This window comes from Citreicella sp. C3M06, from assembly GCF_018860705.1.
Lineage (GTDB): Bacteria > Pseudomonadota > Alphaproteobacteria > Rhodobacterales > Rhodobacteraceae > Salipiger.
Genome location: NZ_JAHKQA010000101.1, coordinates 1 through 18,058 on the forward strand (window position 1 = coordinate 1; position 18,058 = coordinate 18,058).

Here is an 18,058-nt window from a genome sequence, read left to right on the forward strand (position 1 = left end):
ATATTCCTTCGGTGCATCCCGCCAACGCAAGCCATTGCGATTGATGAAAATAATGCCGCTCAAGACGCGTCTATCATCAACCCGAGGCTTCCCGTGTGACTTGGGAAAGAAGGGAGCCAGACGTGCCATCTGCGCGTCAGTCAGCCAGAAGAGATCGCTCATATCACCGCTCCGTTTTCGAAGCCGTGAATCATGCTGGTGCAGCGAAATCAATGCATCCTGACCCTAGGGAGGCATATAAGCTCGATCAGTAGGTTGCGCGGTAACCAACGGGAAGTGCCTTAAGCATGCAGCCCCTGTAACCTCCTGAAATCGCAAAGTAAAAATTCCATCTTTCGAGCTGTGCAACAACGCCACGATGAACCAAAAATCTTCCGTTAATCATATCGTCGAATCTGTCCCAAAGGTGCTGACGTCAGACACAATCCCTGATGTAGGCTCGCCTCTCTGCGGGCGTCCGGAGCGCTGAGCCCCATTGGAAACTCGACCTCAGGCGCTTGGCGTCCGGCCTGTCGCTCAAAGGCGGCGATCCGCGTTTCATACTCTGTCATCAGTTCGGTCGCTGCCACGTCCTCGTCGAGGGCACCAACTTTGGCCTTCTCAATCCAGATGCGGATCAGCTTGTGGCGGCGGCTGAGCGCGTGGAGCGTTTCGCCGCCATGATACTCGGGGACTACCTGGCATTTGAATTCGGTGCTGTGGCTGCGGCGCCGTCTGGGCATGGGCTATCTTCCTCTGAAATCCCGCTACGGGTCAGTTCAACCGATCCGACGGGTCCATCCGCAAGGGCGCACTCCGCTACGGGGGCCATTTTACTCTGGTTTGACAACGTTGCTATGTTGACCTCGAACTCACTGGTCCGCGCCTTGCCGTCGGCATTGTGGACTTGGGCAAAGGCATCGTAGCGCTCGGTGATCGCGCCGCCGCGTGAGTAGCACCAACTCACCACGAAACCGCAATCGTCGAGCGTGGTGATGGTCTCGGCATAGACGCCATCAGTGGAGGCGCTGCCGGTGGTCTCGTTGACCATGAGGCCGCCGGTCAGGGCGGCGCCGTCCTCGTCATAGACCCGCAGCCTGATATTGGCGGTGCTGCTCTCCAACCACGTGACCGCCCAGTTGCCCCCGGCCAAAGGCCGTGACCGTCAGCCCCGCGACGCTGGGATAAATTGATCGTTGGCGAGACGGGTGCCGAACAGTCGCTCCCTGCCGACCTTTTCGCCACCGGCACCTGCTTCGGCGGCTTGCGCTTCGGCATCCCGCCGAGCCATGTGCCAGATTTGGCCGAGGAATGAACATGCCGCTTGATGATAACGCTGTTCGCCCCGATGGTCAGCAGCCGCCTGAGGGACTGCTGGCCCATCCATTGCCCGACAATGCACCCCGCAGGCATGTCATGAAAGGGTCGTCGCCGCCTCAAGCCGTTGTTTGCCTCCGGTCGAATACTGCCGTGGCGTGAGGCCGCGCATCACGCCAGAGGCGTGGTTTCGGCACGACGCCTTGATGGCCCGAGTCCTCTGCCGGATCAAAAGCGCGCGGAACACCATAGCCGCGCCTTGGGTCTCTTCACTCTTTAAAGGCACGAACCCATTCTACGTATTTTACCGATCCCCCGGATCATTTTCTCGATGCGCCAACGGCTTGAACCCTCGCAGTTTGCCTCGGCATCGTTTGTCAACTTGCGCAGCCGCACTGCAGCTACGGTTCTTCTCACCATCGTTTTTCTGGCGCTCCATGCGGGGTTTCACGTCCGCGGGCGGGACCCGTCTCAGCTCGTGGTCAAGCTTGCCGATCTGTCGGCCGCAGAACTGGGCACCCCTGCAAGCTTCGATCGCGGCAGTGCAGATCGGGAGTTGATTGAAGACCAAGATCACCTGCTCTCTTCTCAGCGTCCTGTACGGCACCGCCCGGTCCGAGGCGTCAGCCCCGTGAACCGGGAACACAGTCTTCGCCAGATCGCGCCCGACCGTGACAATCTACGACATGACCGGTGTGGATCGTCGCAGACCCAACTTGGCACATCGCTGCCGTCGGGGGGCAGTCACTCCATCAATGCCGACCCTGCGCCGCGGTTTTCCCGCCAGCGCCGCGCCCGGCACCTGCAAAGCAGCGGGCTGGTCCCCGCTTTGCATTTTCAACGCAGCCCCAGCATAGGCCCCGAGTCCCACAGCCAGCTGCGCGCGCCGCAATTGTGCAGAAAAAATGTCGACGGCCCCTTGCACCCGCTCACATCTCAGTTCAAAATCGTGAACAGCCGGTGACTGCCGCGCCGTTTTTCGAAACGCGCGCAGCGATCCCCACGCCACATCTCGCAGTGCCTCTGCCGTGCAGAGCCGACGGGATGCCCTCACTGCCAAGAAGTCCTGATCGAGGCGCAACGTAATTCCGTTGCGTCAGACAACGCCTCGATCTGAGGAAATCTCTGGTTCCAACCGCCAGAAAAGCGACCCGATCCCGGGCCGCTGTTTCTCGCGTGGGCAGCCCACAAATACCTGACTTTATTTGTAAATTTACCACATTCATAACTTGAATCCATCGTACACCTCTGGCCGGATTGAACGCGCGCTTCGCCCCGCTACAAGCAGCCTCAATCGCCAGCTAGTGCCAGCATGCAATCCTGAAAATCGAAAGGACAGTGCATGACATCTGCACGTGCGCGGCTGGCGAACGGGTCAGCCATAATGCTTTGCACCATGGCCTGGTCTGGCGCGGCTCTTGGTCAGACCGTCTCGACTCAAGACGGCGGATCGTATGATCTGGGCACCATCGTTCTGACCGCCGAAGAACAGATCAAGCAGGCGCTTGGTGTGTCGACCATCACCGAAGAGGATCTCGAACGCCTTCCGGTGGTCAATGACGTGGCCGAGATCATCCGCAAGATGCCCGGCGTCAACCTGACCGGCAGCTCGCCCTCGGGGCAGCGCGGCAACCAGCGTCAGGTCGACATTCGCGGCATGGGGCCGGAAAACGTGCTGATCCTGATCGACGGCAAGCCGGTGCTGTCGCGCATGGCGGTCAAGCAGGGCCGCTCGTCCGAACGCGACACGCGCGGCGACACCAACTGGGTGCCCGCCGAAATGGTGCAGAGCATCGAGGTAATCCGGGGCCCGGCGGCGGCGCGCTATGGTTCGGGCGCGGCGGGCGGCGTGGTCAACATCATCACCAAGGCCCCGGACGAAGATCTGCTGCAGCTCGGCACCAGCTTCGAAATTCCCGAAAGCTCGGATGAGGGCGCGACGCAGCGCTACAACCTGCTGTGGGCCAAGCGCCTGAACGAAGATTTCGCGCTGCGGTTTTCGGCGAATTACAACAAGACCGATGCCGACGACCCCGAGGTCAACGCGGATGAGGCCACCTGCGAAGACGATGGCACCGGCACCGAGGTCTGCACCTATGATGCGGGCAGCGAAGGGGTGGTCAATGAGGATTACACCCTGCGGCTGGATTGGGCACCGACACAGGCCAACAGCTTCAACCTTGAACTGGGCTATTCGCGTCAGGGCAACATCTATGCCGGCGACACGCAGCTGGGCAGCCGCACGACCGAAGGCAGCGAGATCTACCAGCTTGCGGAAGACGGCGAAGAAACCAACGTGATGAAACGCGGCACCTTTGCGTTGACCCACAATGGGTCTTACGCTTGGGGTGAGACGAAAAGCTATCTGCAATATGAACGCACCGACAACAGTCGCCTTGGCGAAGGCACCGCCGGTGGGGGTGAGGGCACCATCAACACGACCGAGGATTGGGAAACCGCGATCCTTGAGGCCGTCACCGCCAAATCCGAAGCCTATGTGGATCACAGCACCTGGGGCCGCCCATCGGCGCTGACCTTCGGGGCCGAGCTGCGCTGGGAACGGCTGGACACCAGCGATTACGATCAGTTCTCCTCGATCCTGTCCGATGACGGCAGCTTCGATTCCTCGACCGCCGGCGATTTCACCGAACAGACGACCTTCGGCTTCTATTTCGAAGACAACATCCAGTTCAACGACCGGCTGACGCTGACGCCTTCGGTGCGCTATGATTTCGCCGACACCTTCGGCGGCACCTTCTCGGGCGGGGTGAACGCGTCCTATGCGCTGACATCGGAATGGACGATCAAGGGCGGCATCGCGCAGGCGTATAAAGCCCCGACGGTCTACCAGCTGTCGGATTCCTACGTTTACACCACGCGCGGCAACGGCTGCCCCTATCCCTATGTCGGAGACGGGCCGTGCTATGTGCTGGGCAATTCCGATCTGGACCCCGAAACCTCGATCAACTCGGAAATCGGCGTGGCCTATGTGGGCAATAACGGCATCAACGCGACGCTGACCTATTTCCACAACGATTACCGCAACAAGATTCAGGCGGGCACCGAACAGATCGGCACCACCTCGGTCAGCGGCAGCGATGCGCGCTTGTACCAGTGGACGAACATCCCCGAATCCGAGGTCTCGGGCCTTGAGGGCAGCTTTGCCATGCCACTCAGCGATCGGGTCGGCCTGTCTGTCAACGGCACCTACATGATTTCGTCCAAGCAACGGCTCAAGATCGACGGCGGCACCACCAGCGATGGCGACACCTACGAGTCCATCGACATCGAGGTGCCCCTGTCGCTCGTGCCGGACTACACGATCAACGCCGCGCTCGACTGGCAGGTGAACGACCGCTTCACGCTGATCCCGTCGCTGACGCATTATGGCCGGATCAAGGCACCGGAATATAGCAGCTACAGCGGCTATGCCACGGACGAAGATCAGGATCGTGATCCCTACACGCTTGTCAATCTTGGCATGACGTATCAGTTCGACAACGGATTTGATTTCAAGGCCGGGGTTACCAACGTGTTCGACACCAGCATCCTGCGCTCGGGCGAAGGGGCGGAAACCTACAACGAACCGGGCCGGGGGTATTACTTCGGCCTGACCAAGACGTTCTGATCAGAACGTCGACGAACACCGCCCGGGGGGGTCCCTCATGCCTCGGGCGGTGTTTCAGTAATGAACGAGCCACCAGATGTCCCAAATGCTTGCGCGCCTTGACGCAAAGCTCGCCGCCGCCGAAGAACGGATTGCCGCCGCGCTTCTGGGGGCAGCGCTGTGCTGCTTGCTCGCGGGGGCGGTGATGCGCAGCCTTGGCCGCCCGCTGATCTGGGGCGACGAGCTGGCAGTGCTGGCGATGGTGATCGCGGCCTTCTTCGCTGGCTCGGCGGCGATTGCGCGGGGTGCTCACCTGACCGTGGATGGGGTGCTGCGGCACCTGCCGCGTTGGGCGCGTCGCGGGGTCGATCTTGTGTTGGTGGCGCTGCTGCTGGGGTTTTTCTATTGCCTGTGGGTCTGGCTGGACCCGGTCGGGCTGATCGCGGCGGGATCGGGGGCGCAGCTGGCGCGCGATGCGGGGAATTTCACCTATACCGAACCGACGATGACGCTGGGCGTGCTGAAGATCTGGTTCTGGCTGCCGATGCTGCCCGCCGCGCTGGGGGCGCTGTTTCACGCGCTTGTCCGGGTGCTGCGATGCTAAGCCTTGCCGCATTCGCGCTGCTGATGGCGCTTGGCCTGCCCATCGCCTTTGCGATGATCGCGGGGGCGGTGTTGCAGATCGTGCTTGGTGGCAACGGCGTGCTGCTGCTGAGCCTGCCGCAGCAATTGTTTCAGGGCATGGAAAGCTATGGCCTGCTGGCACTGCCGATCTTCATCCTGCTGGGCGAGCTGATGAATGCCAGCGGCGCAGGACGGCGGCTGTTCACGCTGGCCGGGCTGGCAACGGGGGGAATGCGCGGCGGGCTGGCGCAGGCGGTCCTGATCGCCAATGCGCTGATGGCGGCGGTGCTGGGATCGACCGTGGCGCAGATCACCCTGATGTCGCGCCTTGCGGTGCCCGAGATGGAGCGCGCCGGCTATCCCCGCGACGGCGCCGCCGCGCTGACCGCTGCGGGCGGGTTGCTGGCGCCGGTGATACCGCCCTCGATGCTGCTGATCGTCTACGGCGTGATTGCGCAAGTGCCGATCGGCGATCTGTTTCTGGCCGGAATCGGACCGGGTCTGGCGCTGCTGGCGGTGCTGGCGGCAATCACCGCGGTGCACAACCGCCAGCGCGCCGCACCCGCGCGCGCGCCTGCCGCGCGCACCCTCGCCGAGGCTCTGCCCGCGCTGGCCATCCCCGCCGCGATGATCGCCGCCATCCTCGGGGGGCTTGCCACCGCGCCCGAGGCCGGGGTCGTCGCTGTTCTGGCCGTGCTTGCGGTGGGCTGCCTGATCTACCGCGAGATGACCCCCGCCGCGCTCTGGCCGGCGCTGATCGCCACCATCCGCAGCAGTGCCTCGATCCTGCTGCTGATCGCCGCCGCGAGCCTTTATGCCTGGGTTGCGGCCTGGGAAAACCTGCCGGCGATGGTGGCGGCGCAGCTGGCGGCTGTGTCCGACAACCCGCTGATCTTCCTGCTGCTGCTCAACCTGATGCTGCTGGGGCTGGGCATGGTGCTGGACCCGATTCCGGCGCTTATCCTCGTGGTGCCGGTGCTGTTGCCCGTGGCCACGGATACCTATGGCATCGACCCGGTTCACTTTGGCTTGATTGCCTGTCTCAATCTGACCATCGGGCTGTTGACGCCGCCCGTGGGTGTCGGCCTATATACGACAGCCATGCAGACCGGCGTTTCCGCCGGTCGCCTGTCGCGGTTGCTGCTGCCTTACCTTGGCGGCGCGCTTGCGGTGCTCGCCATCCTCACGCTCGTGCCGGGCCTTGCGCTTGGCCCCCTGACCCTGTTGCAATGACCGGAGGCGCCATGCACCGTTCCCTGATCCTTGGCCTGCTGCTGCTGGCGGCTCCCGCCAGCGCCGAACAATACCGCCTTGGCCTGATCACCCCGCCTCCGCACCAATGGACCATAACCGCAGAGTCCATCGCCGCGCAGATCAAGGATGCCACCGATGGGCGGGTCGAGATCCTCGTGATGCCGTCGGGCCAATTGGGCAACGAGGCGCGGATTTTGCAACAGCTACAGACCGGCGCCATTGATTTCGCCCTGCTGACCTCGGCGGAATTCGCCAACCGCAGCGATGATTACGGCGTTTTCTATGCGCCGTATCTGGCCAAGGACACGCAGGATGCTGCCCGGCTGCTGCGCGGAGAGGTGGCCGGGGAATTGCTGGACGGCATGGGCGATTTCGGCCTGCACGGGCTGGCCTGGGGCATGGCGGGGATGCGACAGGTGGTCACCGCTGGCGAGGTGCATGAGGCCGCAGATCTGGACGGTCTGCGCATCCGCACCGTACCGCTGGCCCCCGAGATGGCGTTCTGGAGCCTGCTCGGCGCCGCGCCCACGCCGATGCCGCTGCCCGCGCTTTACGATGCCTTTGCCAACGGGCAGGTCGACGCCATGCAGATCGACCACGAGGGCACGTGGAATTCTGGCTATTACAAGAACGCGGGCACCATTCTGGACTCGCGGCACATGATCTTCCCGATGGCCGCCGTGGCCTCAAGCCGCAAATGGCAGAGCATCTCCGCAGACGACCGCGCCAGCATCGACGCCATCTTTAAGGCGCAGATCGCCGCCATGGTCGATCTTTACGGCGAAATCGACGCAATCAACCTCGCCCGGCTGCGCGAGACCGATGTACCGGTGATCGAGGTCGGGCGTGAATGGTTCGGCGCGGCGGTTGATGACTGGTACACAGAATGGCGCGCGAAAACGCCGCTGCTGGCACGGCTGGAGGCCGAGGCCGCGCAATGAGACTGCTGGCGCTGATCCTGATGCTGCTGCCACTAGGCGCCGCTGCGCAACCGTCACCAGACCCGCTGGGACCGTCGATCCTTGTGACCGGCTCGACGGTGGTCGACACCGACAGCTTTGATCTGCCCGGTCCGGATGGCGCGTCGATGCCCTATCGGATCGGCGTTCTTATCCCCAAAGGCCCGGCGCCCGAGGGCGGCTTTCCGGTGCTCTTTGCGCTCGACGGGCAGGCGGTGCTGGAACTGCTGAGCGATGACTTCCTTGGCAGCCTCGATGCGCCATTGCCGGTGATCGTGACGCTGGGCTACGACACCGACCAACGCTTTGCCGGTGATGAACGGACCCGCGATTATACCCCCGCCAGCGCCGATGGCAGCCCGGTGGCGGACCCGCGCGGGCGCCCGGGGGGCGGGGCGGCGACATTCCTGTCGCTGCTGACGGACAAGGTCGTGCCCGAGGTACAGGCGCGCGCCAGCATCGACATGAGGCGCAGCGCGCTTTGGGGCCATTCCTACGCGGGGCTGTTCGTGCTGTATGCGGCGGGCGAGGCATCGTCCCCCTTTGCGCGCTATATCGCGGCAAGCCCGTCGCTGTGGTGGGACAATGGCAGCTTTCTGGCGCGGCTGAGCGCGCGCGTCGGGAACTGGCCGCACCGCCCGCTTGACGTCCACAAGGGCGAACTTGAACGTGAGCGCGCCAGCAACCCCAGCAATGCCAACGCGCAAAAGCTGGTCAGGATGCGCGCCGCCTTGCCCGAGGACGCGCTTGGCAATCTGAATGCCAGCCTGCGCGCCGCCGGCGTTCCCGGCAGGTACACGGTCTTTGACGGGCTCAGCCATGGCGAGACCTTCCGGCAATCGATCAGGTTTGTGCTCGAAACCGGCAGCCCTGCGACGGGCCGCCCTTAGCCGCGAGTTCGAACCCTGCGCGAGGGCTGCCGAAAGACCGGCCCTTTGCGCATCAAGACGGGGCATCGCCTGCCCCCACGGCGCTGCCCGCGCCGCCAGCCACAGCCTCGCTGCAGCCGAAGGGCAATCCTGAAATGTCCGGGCACGCGGCCCGGGCTGGCAAAACACCGGGCCGCGTGCCCGGGCATGGAGACGAGATGGACATGACATATCCCACGGCAAGATGGCTGCGCAGCACGGCGCTTGGCGCAATGATGATCGCGGCGGGGGGCATGGCGCTGGCCGACCCCTTTGCCGGGCTTGGCAGCTTTGACGGGCGCATCGGTGCATCGGGTCCGAACCGCGGCCCCATCGTTGCGGGCGGCGAAGCAGAGGTGCAGGCGCGCGGCTTTGCCCCCGGCCAGCCGGTGACGCTGCGCCAGGGCGGAGAGGCGCTGGCTGGCTCGCCCTTCACCGCCGACGACGAAGGCCGGCTTACGGCAAAACTCGCCATCCCCGCAGGCACCGCAGCCGGGGTCTATCCGGTGGTGGTCGAGATGGGCGGCGATGCGCCCTATGCGACGACCTTCGATCTGAAGGTGTCCAAGGAGCTGGGCGCGATCAATACCGACGCCTACAGCGCGCAATCGGTTGAGATCGTGCGCAACCCCTATCAGGTCGCAATCGGCGATGGTGCGGTGTTCGTCACCGGCGCGGTGGGCCGCCCGCCGGTCAAGGTGTCGGAACTGGCCAAGCTTGACCCCGACACCATGGAGATCACTGCCCGCGTCACGCCCCCCGCCGCACCTGCGCGCGCGGATGGCTCTGACGGCGGCGTCTTTGCCGTCTACGGCGTTGGCGTGGCGCCGGGGCAGGTCTGGGTCACCAACACCCGGCAGAACACGGTGGCGGTCTACAGCTCGGATAATCTGAGCCTGATCAAGCAGTTCGACGCAGGCACCGTGTCGCACCCGCGCGATGCCGTCTACCACGATGGCAAGGTCTATGTGACCGCGACCTTCAAACCACTGGTGCATGTGTTCGACACTGAAACGCTCGAAGAAATGACGCCGATCACGCTGACCTCTTCGCGCCGGGGGCAGGAATTCGCCACCGCAAGCCTGTCGCTCGCCCCCGAGGCGGGCAAGCTGTTCGTCTCGTCGCTGCGCAGCGACGAGGTTGCGGTGATCGATCTTGCCAGCGGCGCGCAGGACGCCGCCTGGCCAATCGACGGGTCCGACAACACCATCGGCCTTGCGGCCAGCCCCGATGGCAGCCGCGTCTATACCGTGGCGCAGGGCAATGACACGATCAGCATCATCGACGGGGCCAGCGGCGAGGTGCTGCGGCAGGTCAACGTGGGGGCCAACCCGCTGAACGCCGTGGTCGAACCGCAATCGGGCAATGTCTTTATCGCGCTGCGCAACGGGCATTCCGTCGCCGTGCTCGACCCCGAGGGCGAGCTGCTGGCCAATCTCGATGTCGGCTCGACCCCGAACCACCTCGCGCAGGATGGGCAGGGCAACGTCTATGTGGTCAACAAATCGGCGGGCGAAGACGACCCTACCGCCCACCAGTTGACCCGCCTCACCGCCAAGTGACGCCACGCCGGGGCCGCGCCCGCCGCGGCCCCGTTTCACCGCATGAGAGCCCCATGACAGAGCCGACGCAAACCGCCCCCACCCAGATCTGGCCCGCCGATCTTGCCGCGCGCTACCGCGCCGCAGGGTATTGGCGGGGCGAGACCTTTCCCGCCATGCTGCGCGCCCGCGCCGCCGATCACCCCGACCGCGTGGCGATCACCTCGGGCGAGGACCAGCTGACATATGGCGCGCTGAACGCCCGCGCGCGGGCGCTTGGGGCCGGGCTGCTGGCGCTGGGGCTGGTGCCCGGCGACCGGGTGCTGATCCAGATGGGCAACGCGCCGTGTTTCTTTCACGCGGTGTTCGCGGCCTTTGCTGCCGGGCTGGTGCCGGTCTATGCGCTGCCCGCCCATCGCCGCACAGAGGTGACGCATCTGGCGCGCAAGGCGCAGGCGCGGGCGGTCCTTGTGCAGGGCCGGATCGACCGGTTCGACCACGCCGCGATGATGATGGGCCTGCGCGCCGATCTGCCCGCGCTGGCGCATGTGATTGTCGCGGGCGCTGCGCCCGAGGGCGCGCTGGACATGGACGCGATCGCGGGCGATCCCGCCAGCCTGCCGCCCGATCCCGATCCGCAGGCGGTGGCGTTCTGCCAGATCTCGGGCGGGTCCACCGGGCTGCCCAAACTGATCCCGCGCAGCCATGACGATTATTTCTATTCCATCCGCGCCAGCAACGACATCTGCGGCATCACCGAGCGCAGCGTCTATCTCGCGGCGCTGCCCGTCGCGCATAATTTCACCATGTCCTCGCCGGGGCATTTCGGCGCGCTCTATGCCGGGGGCCGGGTGGTGCTCTGCGCCGCGCCGATGCCGCAGATCGCCTTTCCGCTGATCGCTCGCGAGGGGGTGACGATCACCGGCCTCGTGCCGCCGCTGGCGCTGCTCTGGCTCGATGCGGCACAAAAGGCGCGGCCCGATCTGCCGACGCTGAACACGCTTCAGGTCGGCGGGGCGAAATTCCTGCCCGAAAGCGCCCGGCGGGTTGCGCCGCTGCTGGGCTGCCGTCTGCAACAGGTGTTCGGTATGGCCGAGGGGCTGGTGAACTACACGCGCGACGATGACCCGGACGAGATCGTCACCGGCACCCAAGGGCGCCCCATCAGCCCCGATGACGAGGTGCTGATCCTCGATGATGCGGGCGCGCCCGTGCCCGATGGCCAGCCCGGCAACCTGCTGACGCGCGGGCCTTATACCATCCGCGCCTATCACGACGACGACAGCGCCAACGCCCGCAGCTTTACCGAAGACGGCTTCTACCGCACCGGCGACATCGTGATCCGCCTGCCTTCGGGGCATCTTGTGGTGCAAGGGCGGGCCAACGATCAGATCAACCGCAACGGCGAAAAGATCAGCGCCGAAGAGGTCGAAGACCTGCTGCTCGGCCATCCCGGCGTGTTCGACGCGGTGGTGGTGTCGATCCCCGATGCGCGGCTGGGCGAGCGGGCCTGCGCCTTTATCCAGCCCCGCGGCGACGCGCCCACCCCAACCGAGATCCGCAAATACCTGCGCAGCCGCGAGGTCGCCGCATTTAAGATCCCCGACGAGATCCGCATGGTCGATGGTTTTGCCACCACCGCCGTGGGCAAGATTTCGCGTCGGCAGCTGCGTGAGACGCTGCGCGCCGATGTCCTTTCCGAATTGGACCCTTCCACATGACACTGACTCTCGAGAAGATGCGCGCCGATGTGGCCGCCGCGCTGGACCTGCCCGTCGAGGAGGTGCCAAGCGATGAGCATCTTGGCGATCTCGGGCTGGACAGCATTGCACTGATGCGCCTGTTGATGGGCTGGGAAGAGCTGCAGCCGACGCTGCCGTCGGAAAAGCTGTATGAATGCGAAACGCTGGCCGCATTCTGGGATATCGCCCGGGCGGCGCAATGACTTGGCGGCCCCTGACCGAAGCGCAGCTTGGCATCTGGTATGCGCAGGCGCGCGATCCGCAAAGCCCGGTGTTGGTCACCGGGCAGGCGCTTTTTATTGACGGGCCGTTTGATCCGCAGGCGCTTGCCCGCGCGGTAAAGGCGCTGGGTCAAGAGACCGAAAGCCTGTCCTTGCGTTTTCGCGATGGGCCGCAAGGGCCGCAGCAGCGCCTTGAGCCAGACGGCGCGCCAAGACTGGTGCAGCGCGAGGCCAAGGGCGATATCGACGCCGCGATCCTGTCCGAGGCGCGCGAGCCGATGGATCTGCAAACCGGGCCGGTGGCGGGGGTCACGCTGTGGCGGCTGAGCGCGCTGCGGCACGTGCTGACGCTGCGCATCCACCACATCGCCGCCGACGGGCAGGCGATGGTGCAGGTTACCCGACGGCTGGCCGCGCTTTATGCAGCACAAATCGGGGCGCAGGGTCCGGGTGATCCACTCACCCCGTTTGATCGCGCCATCGAAGATGAGGCGCGCTTTGCCGCCGCGCCCGCCCGCGCCCGTCAACGCGCCTGGTGGCACGAGCAGCTACAGGACCTGCCCGCCATCGACAGCATGAGCCGCGGCGCAGATGGCGACGGGCGCTGGTTTCACCGCGCCGAACGGCCCTTGCCGCAAGCCACCGGCGCCGCGCTGGAGGCGCTGGCCACGCGCGCAGATGTGCATTGGACCGATGCGCTGAGCGCGCTGGCCGGGGCCTTCATCGCCCGCCATATGCCGCAGATCGCCACCGGCGAGACGCAGGAGATCGTCCTTGGCATTCCGCTGCAAAACCGCATGGGCCGCGTCGCGCGCACCGTCTCGACGCAGGTCAACGTGCTGCCGCTGCGCCTGACGTTGGATGAGGACGCGCCGCTTGCCGATTGGGTCGGGCAAGTCGGGGCCGATCTGGCAGCGATGCGCCGCAACGGGCGCTACCGGGGTGAGGCGCTGGCGCGCGAGCTTGGCCGCATCGGGGCGGGGCGGCGGCTGTGGGGGCCGCTGATCAACATCCTGCCCTTCGATGCCTGCCCCGCGCTGCCCGGCTGCAAAACAAGGCTCAAGATCCTTGGCGCGGGCTCGGTCGACGATCTGACGCTGTGTTTCCGGGGCGATCCGCACACCGGCCTGCTGGCGCAGGTCGATGCCAATGACGCGCTTTATACGGCGCCAGAAGTCGAGGCGCTGTGCGACCGACTGACCGATTTCCTGACCCGCGCCGTCGATGCAGGCAGGCTGGCCGATGTTGCGACGCTGACCTCGGCGGAAACCGCCCGCAACATCATCGCGCGCAATGACACCGCCCATGAAGTGCCCCGCACCACCCTGCCCGCGCTGATCGAGGCGCAGATGCGCGCCACTCCCGACGCCCCGGCGCTGCTGTTCGGCGACACCCGCCTTTGCTACGGCGAGCTTGATCGCCAAAGCGCCGCGCTGGCCCGCCGGCTTGCCGGGCGCGGCATCGGGCGCGGCGATATCGTTGGGGTGGCGCTGCCGCGTTCGGTCGATCTGCTGATCGCGCTGCTGGGGGTGCTGCGGGCGGGGGCGGCCTATGTGCCGCTTGATCCCGAAGACGACAGCGCCCGGCGCGCGGCGATGATCGCCCGCGCCGCCCCCGCCGCGATCCTCGCCGCGCCGGGCAGCACCTTTGGCGCCATCCCGGTGCTGCAAGCGTCCAGCCCCGGCGTCGAAACCACGCCGCAGCCGCCAAAGCCCAACGATCCGGCCTATGTGCTGTTCACATCCGGATCGACCGGCGCGCCCAAGGGCGTGGTCATCACCCATGACGCCATCGTCAACCGGTTGCTGTGGATGCGCGATACCTACGCCATCGGCCCCGGCGACCGTATTATGCAAAAGACCCCGACCACCTTCGATGTGTCGGTATGGGAGCTGTTCATACCGTTCCTCAGCGGGGCGACGCTGGTGGTCGCGCCTCCCGGTGCGCATCGCGACCCGGTGGCGCTGGCCGGGCTGGTGCGCAGGCAGGCGATCACCGCGATGCATTTCGTGCCCTCGATGCTGGAGCTGTTCCTCGATGCGCCCGCATCCGACGGTCTTTGCATTCCCCGCGTCTTTGCCAGTGGCGAGGCGCTGCCCACCCGGCTTGCGCAGCGCTTTCACGCCCGGATCAAAGGGCGGCTGCACAATCTGTACGGTCCGACCGAAGCGGCGGTCGATGTCACCGCGCAAGAAGCTTTGGCACGGGCGCAGGGCGCTTCGATCCCCATTGGCCGCCCGGTCTGGAACACCCGCACCTACCTGCTGGATGCGCGCCATCGCCCGGTGGCGGACGGCGTGCCGGGGCGGCTGTTTCTGGCGGGGCGGCAGCTGGCGCAGGGCTATCTGGGCCAGCCCGACCTGACCGCCGAGCGTTTCCTCCCCGACCCGTTTCAGACCGGGCGCATGTATGACACCGGCGATATCGCGGTATCGGATCATCAGGGCGTGCTGACCTATCAGGGTCGCGCCGACAGTCAGGTCAAGATCCGCGGCATGCGCATCGAACTGGGCGAGATCGAGGCCGCGTTGCATGCCACCGGCCTTGCGGCGCAAGGCGCGGTGATCGTCGATGAGGCCCACGGGCAGGCCCGGCTGCTCGCTTATGCCGTGCCGCGTGCGGGGGCCGATGCGTCGGCGATCCGCGCGGCGCTGGCAGACCGGTTGCCGCTGGCGCTGATGCCCGCGCAGATCGTTCTACTCAGGTCGCTGCCGCTGACCCCAAGCGGCAAGCTTGACCGCAAGGCGCTGCCCAAACCGATCGACTCCACCTTTGGCCGCGCCGCGCAAAGCCCCGAGGAAACCCTTCTGTCCGGGCTATACGCCGAAATTCTCGGGCTGGCGGCCCCTGCGAGCGCGGAGATCGATTTCTTCAGCGCCGGGGGCGACAGCCTTGGCGCGGTGCGGCTTTGCCTGCGCATCGAAGAGGAAACCGGGCGCGATCCGGGTCTGGGCGCGGTGCTGGAAAATCCGGTGCTAGGAGATCTGGCGCGGCGGCTGAGCGTGCCGACGGAGCGCGACGATGGCACCGGCCCCGTGTTGCACCTTGGCGCGGGCGGCGCACCGCTGTTTGCGGTGCATCCGGCGGGCGGGCTGGCGTGGTGCTATCGCGCGCTTGCCAAGGCCCTGCCGGGGCGCGCGGTAATCGGGCTGCAATCGCCGCTGCTGCATGACAGCCCCGCGCCCGACAGCCTGACCGCCATGGCGCGCAGCTACATGGATCGGGTCGACCAGATCCAGCCCGACGGGCCGCTGGATCTGCTGGGCTGGTCGCTGGGCGGCATCATCGCCCATGCCATGGCCGCCGAGGCCGAACGCCGGGGCCGCCGCATCGACACGCTGCTATTGCTCGATGCCTACCCTTCGGAGTGCTGGCGCGCCGAGCCGGAACCGGACGAGGCCACCGCGCTGCGCGCGCTTCTGGCCATCGCGGGCTTTGATCCCGAGGCGCACCGCCACCTCGATACCCGCTCGGCGATCATGGGGTTTCTGCGCCGGCACGGGCACCCGCTGGCGCAATTGCCGCAAGCGGTGCAAGACGGGGTGATCCGTTCCGTCCGGGCCACCAATGCGCTGGTGCGCAACCACCAAGAGCCACACCTGCGCGCGCCGCTGACCCATGTCACCGCGCTGCGCGATCAGGCGGGCAGCGCCCTGCACGCGGCGCTGTGGCGCCCCTATGCGCAGGGCGTGACCAGCATCGAGCTTGATTGCCACCACCCCGACCTGATCGCGCCCGAGACCTTGCGCGGCTATGTCTCGCATTTGCAGCCCCTGCCGACGCCAAGCTTCGCGCCAGGCTGAGCGCGCAACAACATGCGAACACCGGGGTTCGGGATTGCCAAGTTGCTGTTCGTGGCCTTTAAAGCTCTGGAGATCGGTCGATCACGCCGCCATTTCGGTAGTATAATCGGCCCAGAGGCTGAACCCGTCGTCTTGAGCGTGGCGGTATGATGGGCATTGCCAACTTGCTGAAGCCCCTGGGGGCGTCTAGCGTCTTGGCATGATGATAGCAGCTGAGATGCCGCGCCTGAAAGGCTATCGTTTTCCTCGTGAAGTCGTGGCCTACGCGGTGTGGGCCTATCATCGCTTCGCGCTCGGCACTGAGGACGTCGAGGATCTTCTTGCCGAACGCAGTGTAGCCGTCAGCCGGGAAACCGTGCGCAAATGGGTGAACCGGTTTGGTCGGCATTTCGCCGATTGCATCAAACGTGACCTCCCCGCTGCTGCCGACAAGTGGCATCCGAACGAAGTCGTCGTTCCGATCAACGGCGCGAAGCAGTGGTTGTGGCGAGCGGTGGACGCGAATAGGGATGTGCTGGACATCCTTGTGCAACCACGCCGAAATGCCAAAGCCGCCAAGCGTTTCCTTGCCCGACTGATCGCCCGCTATGGCAAGCCGCGTGTCGTCGTGACTGACAAATTGCGCAGTTACATCAAATCGATCCGTGCTCTCGCGCCTGTATCCGATCACCGGGTACATAAAGGGCTCAACACCCGCATAGAAGGGTCACACCGACCAATCCGGAAGCGAGACAAGGTCATGGGCCGGTTCAAATCGATCCAGCAGGCGCAAAGGTTCCTCGCGGCCCACGATCAAATCAATACAATTTTCAGACCTCGTCGCTTTCGCCTCTCCACCGCCTCATACCGCCATCCAAGATCCGATGCCTTCGGCCAGTGGCACAACTATACGCTCGAAATGACCGCCTGACACAAACACCCCTGGCGGCCGTCTCATGCTGATGCCGTCACGTTGGCAATCCCGAACGAACAGGCAGGCCAGCTTGTGGAAGCTGGCCTGCCTGGAAAAGGCGTCTATTCAAGCTATTTTCTTCGGAGCGCCACACTCATTGCGTTGCTATGGCGTTGGTCATGATCTGCGTTGCTTCCTCGACCCATTCCGCGCCACCGATATCGGCCGCGAACTGAGGCCACAGGGCTTTGGCCGCTTCCTGCCATTTCACCTCGTCTTCAGGTGCGCCGGTGAGGGTCATGCCCAGTTCGACCAGCTTTTCCTTGGCGGCCTCATTCTCTTCCGCCGAAACCTCGCGCTCGTATTGAGCAGCCTCTACACCGGCCTTGTCGAGCGCCTGTTGCAGGTCCTCGGGAGCCCCTGGTAGAAGCGCTCGGAGACGATGATCGGGCCGGACCAGATCAGGTAGTGAATCTCGGTGATATACTTCTGCACTTCGTAGAACTTCGAGGAGATCGCAGTGGTGTAGGGATTCTCCTGACCATCGATCACCCCCTGCTGCAGCGCCGGAAAGACCTCGGCCCAGGCCATGGGGATCGGATCGAGTCCCCAGGACTTGAAGGTCTCGATGGCGATGTTGTTCTTCGAGACCCGGATCTTGAGGTCCTTCAGGTCGTCCATGGTCTTAACCTCGCGCTCGCTGTTGGTGAGCACGCGGAAGCCCTTCTCGAAATAGCCCAGCACCCGCACGCCCGCCTCCTTCGGAAGACGCTCGTTCAGCGGATCCTTCAGCGCGTCCATGGCGGCGTGGGCCTCTTCGTTCGAGGTGAAGGCATAGGGCAGCATCATTACGCCGACCGAGGGTGCCAGTGGCACGAGGTTGCCGGTGTAGAGGATCTCGGCCTCGATCGAGCCCATGCGCAGCGCCTGCGCCACTTCCTGCTCCGAGCCAAGCTGGTTCGACGGGAAGATCTGCACGTCGATGCGACCATCGGAGTACTTCTCGACGAGCTCCTCGAATTTCAGCGCCCCTTTGTGGGTCGGGTGGATCTGTCGCGGTTTGGTGCCGCTCCAGGTGCTCGTTTAGGCCACTTTCCGTTCGAAGGCGACCGGGCTTTTCCAGCCCAATGCTGGGCGTTGTTGCGCAAATCATTAAACGGGGAACGATCCCCTTTCCCGTTACCTTTCAGCCGATGGCCTCGATCTCGGCC

12 protein-coding genes and 2 pseudogenes are annotated in these 18,058 nt (G+C 65.1%); 10 read left to right on the forward strand and 4 right to left on the reverse strand.

The window, feature by feature from the left end; genetic code table 11:
* From KO516_RS22680 to KO516_RS24485, 3 genes and pseudogenes are all read right to left on the reverse strand, one after another.
* On the reverse strand, nucleotides 1-162 hold a 162-nt coding region (locus KO516_RS22680; RefSeq protein ID WP_216006079.1), incomplete at its 3' end, for a transposase.
* Between the two features lie 511 nt (nucleotides 163-673).
* The gene (locus tag KO516_RS22685) at nucleotides 674-1,102 is read right to left on the reverse strand and encodes a hypothetical protein (protein WP_216006067.1); all 429 of its coding nucleotides are present in this window, start codon (nucleotides 1,100-1,102) and stop codon (nucleotides 674-676) included.
* A gap of 116 nt (nucleotides 1,103-1,218) precedes the next feature.
* A pseudogene (locus KO516_RS24485) lies at nucleotides 1,219-1,975 on the reverse strand (hypothetical protein); the annotation flags it as partial.
* A gap of 663 nt (nucleotides 1,976-2,638) precedes the next feature.
* Here KO516_RS24485 and KO516_RS22695 point away from each other — a divergent pair.
* The 10 genes from KO516_RS22695 to KO516_RS22740 all read left to right on the forward strand — a co-directional run bounded on the left by KO516_RS22695 (nucleotide 2,639) and on the right by KO516_RS22740 (nucleotide 16,865).
* On the forward strand, nucleotides 2,639-4,924 hold the full coding sequence (locus KO516_RS22695; protein WP_216006069.1) for a FepA family TonB-dependent siderophore receptor: 2,286 nt from the start codon (nucleotides 2,639-2,641) through the stop codon (nucleotides 4,922-4,924).
* Nucleotides 4,925-5,000: 76 nt separating this feature from the next.
* Nucleotides 5,001-5,507, forward strand: a complete 507-nt coding sequence (locus tag KO516_RS22700) for a TRAP transporter small permease (RefSeq protein WP_216006070.1) — start codon at nucleotides 5,001-5,003, stop codon at nucleotides 5,505-5,507.
* Complete coding sequence (locus tag KO516_RS22705) at nucleotides 5,501-6,760, forward strand: TRAP transporter large permease (protein WP_216006071.1); 1,260 nt, start codon at nucleotides 5,501-5,503, stop codon at nucleotides 6,758-6,760. Before KO516_RS22700 ends, KO516_RS22705 begins: the two co-directional genes overlap by 7 nt.
* A gap of 11 nt (nucleotides 6,761-6,771) precedes the next feature.
* Nucleotides 6,772-7,722: a TRAP transporter substrate-binding protein gene (locus tag KO516_RS22710; RefSeq protein WP_252737841.1), complete on the forward strand. Its 951-nt coding sequence runs from the start codon at nucleotides 6,772-6,774 to the stop codon at nucleotides 7,720-7,722.
* Complete coding sequence (locus tag KO516_RS22715; RefSeq protein WP_216006073.1) at nucleotides 7,719-8,630, forward strand: alpha/beta hydrolase; 912 nt, start codon at nucleotides 7,719-7,721, stop codon at nucleotides 8,628-8,630. Before KO516_RS22710 ends, KO516_RS22715 begins: the two co-directional genes overlap by 4 nt.
* A gap of 203 nt (nucleotides 8,631-8,833) precedes the next feature.
* Nucleotides 8,834-10,210, forward strand: a complete 1,377-nt coding sequence (locus tag KO516_RS22720) for a YncE family protein (protein ID WP_216006074.1) — start codon at nucleotides 8,834-8,836, stop codon at nucleotides 10,208-10,210.
* Between the two features lie 53 nt (nucleotides 10,211-10,263).
* Entirely contained in the window at nucleotides 10,264-11,910 is a 1,647-nt protein-coding gene (locus KO516_RS22725) for a (2,3-dihydroxybenzoyl)adenylate synthase (protein ID WP_216006075.1), read from the forward strand.
* Nucleotides 11,907-12,134 carry an acyl carrier protein gene (locus tag KO516_RS22730; RefSeq protein WP_216006076.1) on the forward strand — a complete coding sequence of 76 codons (228 nt, stop codon included), beginning with the start codon at nucleotides 11,907-11,909 and terminating at the stop codon, nucleotides 12,132-12,134. The genes KO516_RS22725 and KO516_RS22730 overlap by 4 nt, the downstream gene beginning before the upstream one ends.
* Nucleotides 12,131-15,955 carry a non-ribosomal peptide synthetase gene (locus tag KO516_RS22735; protein WP_216006077.1) on the forward strand — a complete coding sequence of 1,275 codons (3,825 nt, stop codon included), beginning with the start codon at nucleotides 12,131-12,133 and terminating at the stop codon, nucleotides 15,953-15,955. The genes KO516_RS22730 and KO516_RS22735 overlap by 4 nt, the downstream gene beginning before the upstream one ends.
* A gap of 199 nt (nucleotides 15,956-16,154) precedes the next feature.
* Nucleotides 16,155-16,865 carry an IS6 family transposase gene (locus KO516_RS22740; protein WP_216006078.1) on the forward strand — a complete coding sequence of 237 codons (711 nt, stop codon included), beginning with the start codon at nucleotides 16,155-16,157 and terminating at the stop codon, nucleotides 16,863-16,865.
* A gap of 136 nt (nucleotides 16,866-17,001) precedes the next feature.
* Here the strand turns inward: KO516_RS22740 and KO516_RS22745 are convergent.
* A pseudogene (locus KO516_RS22745) lies at nucleotides 17,002-17,897 on the reverse strand (TRAP transporter substrate-binding protein).
* Nucleotides 17,898-18,058: the final 161 nt, after the last annotated feature.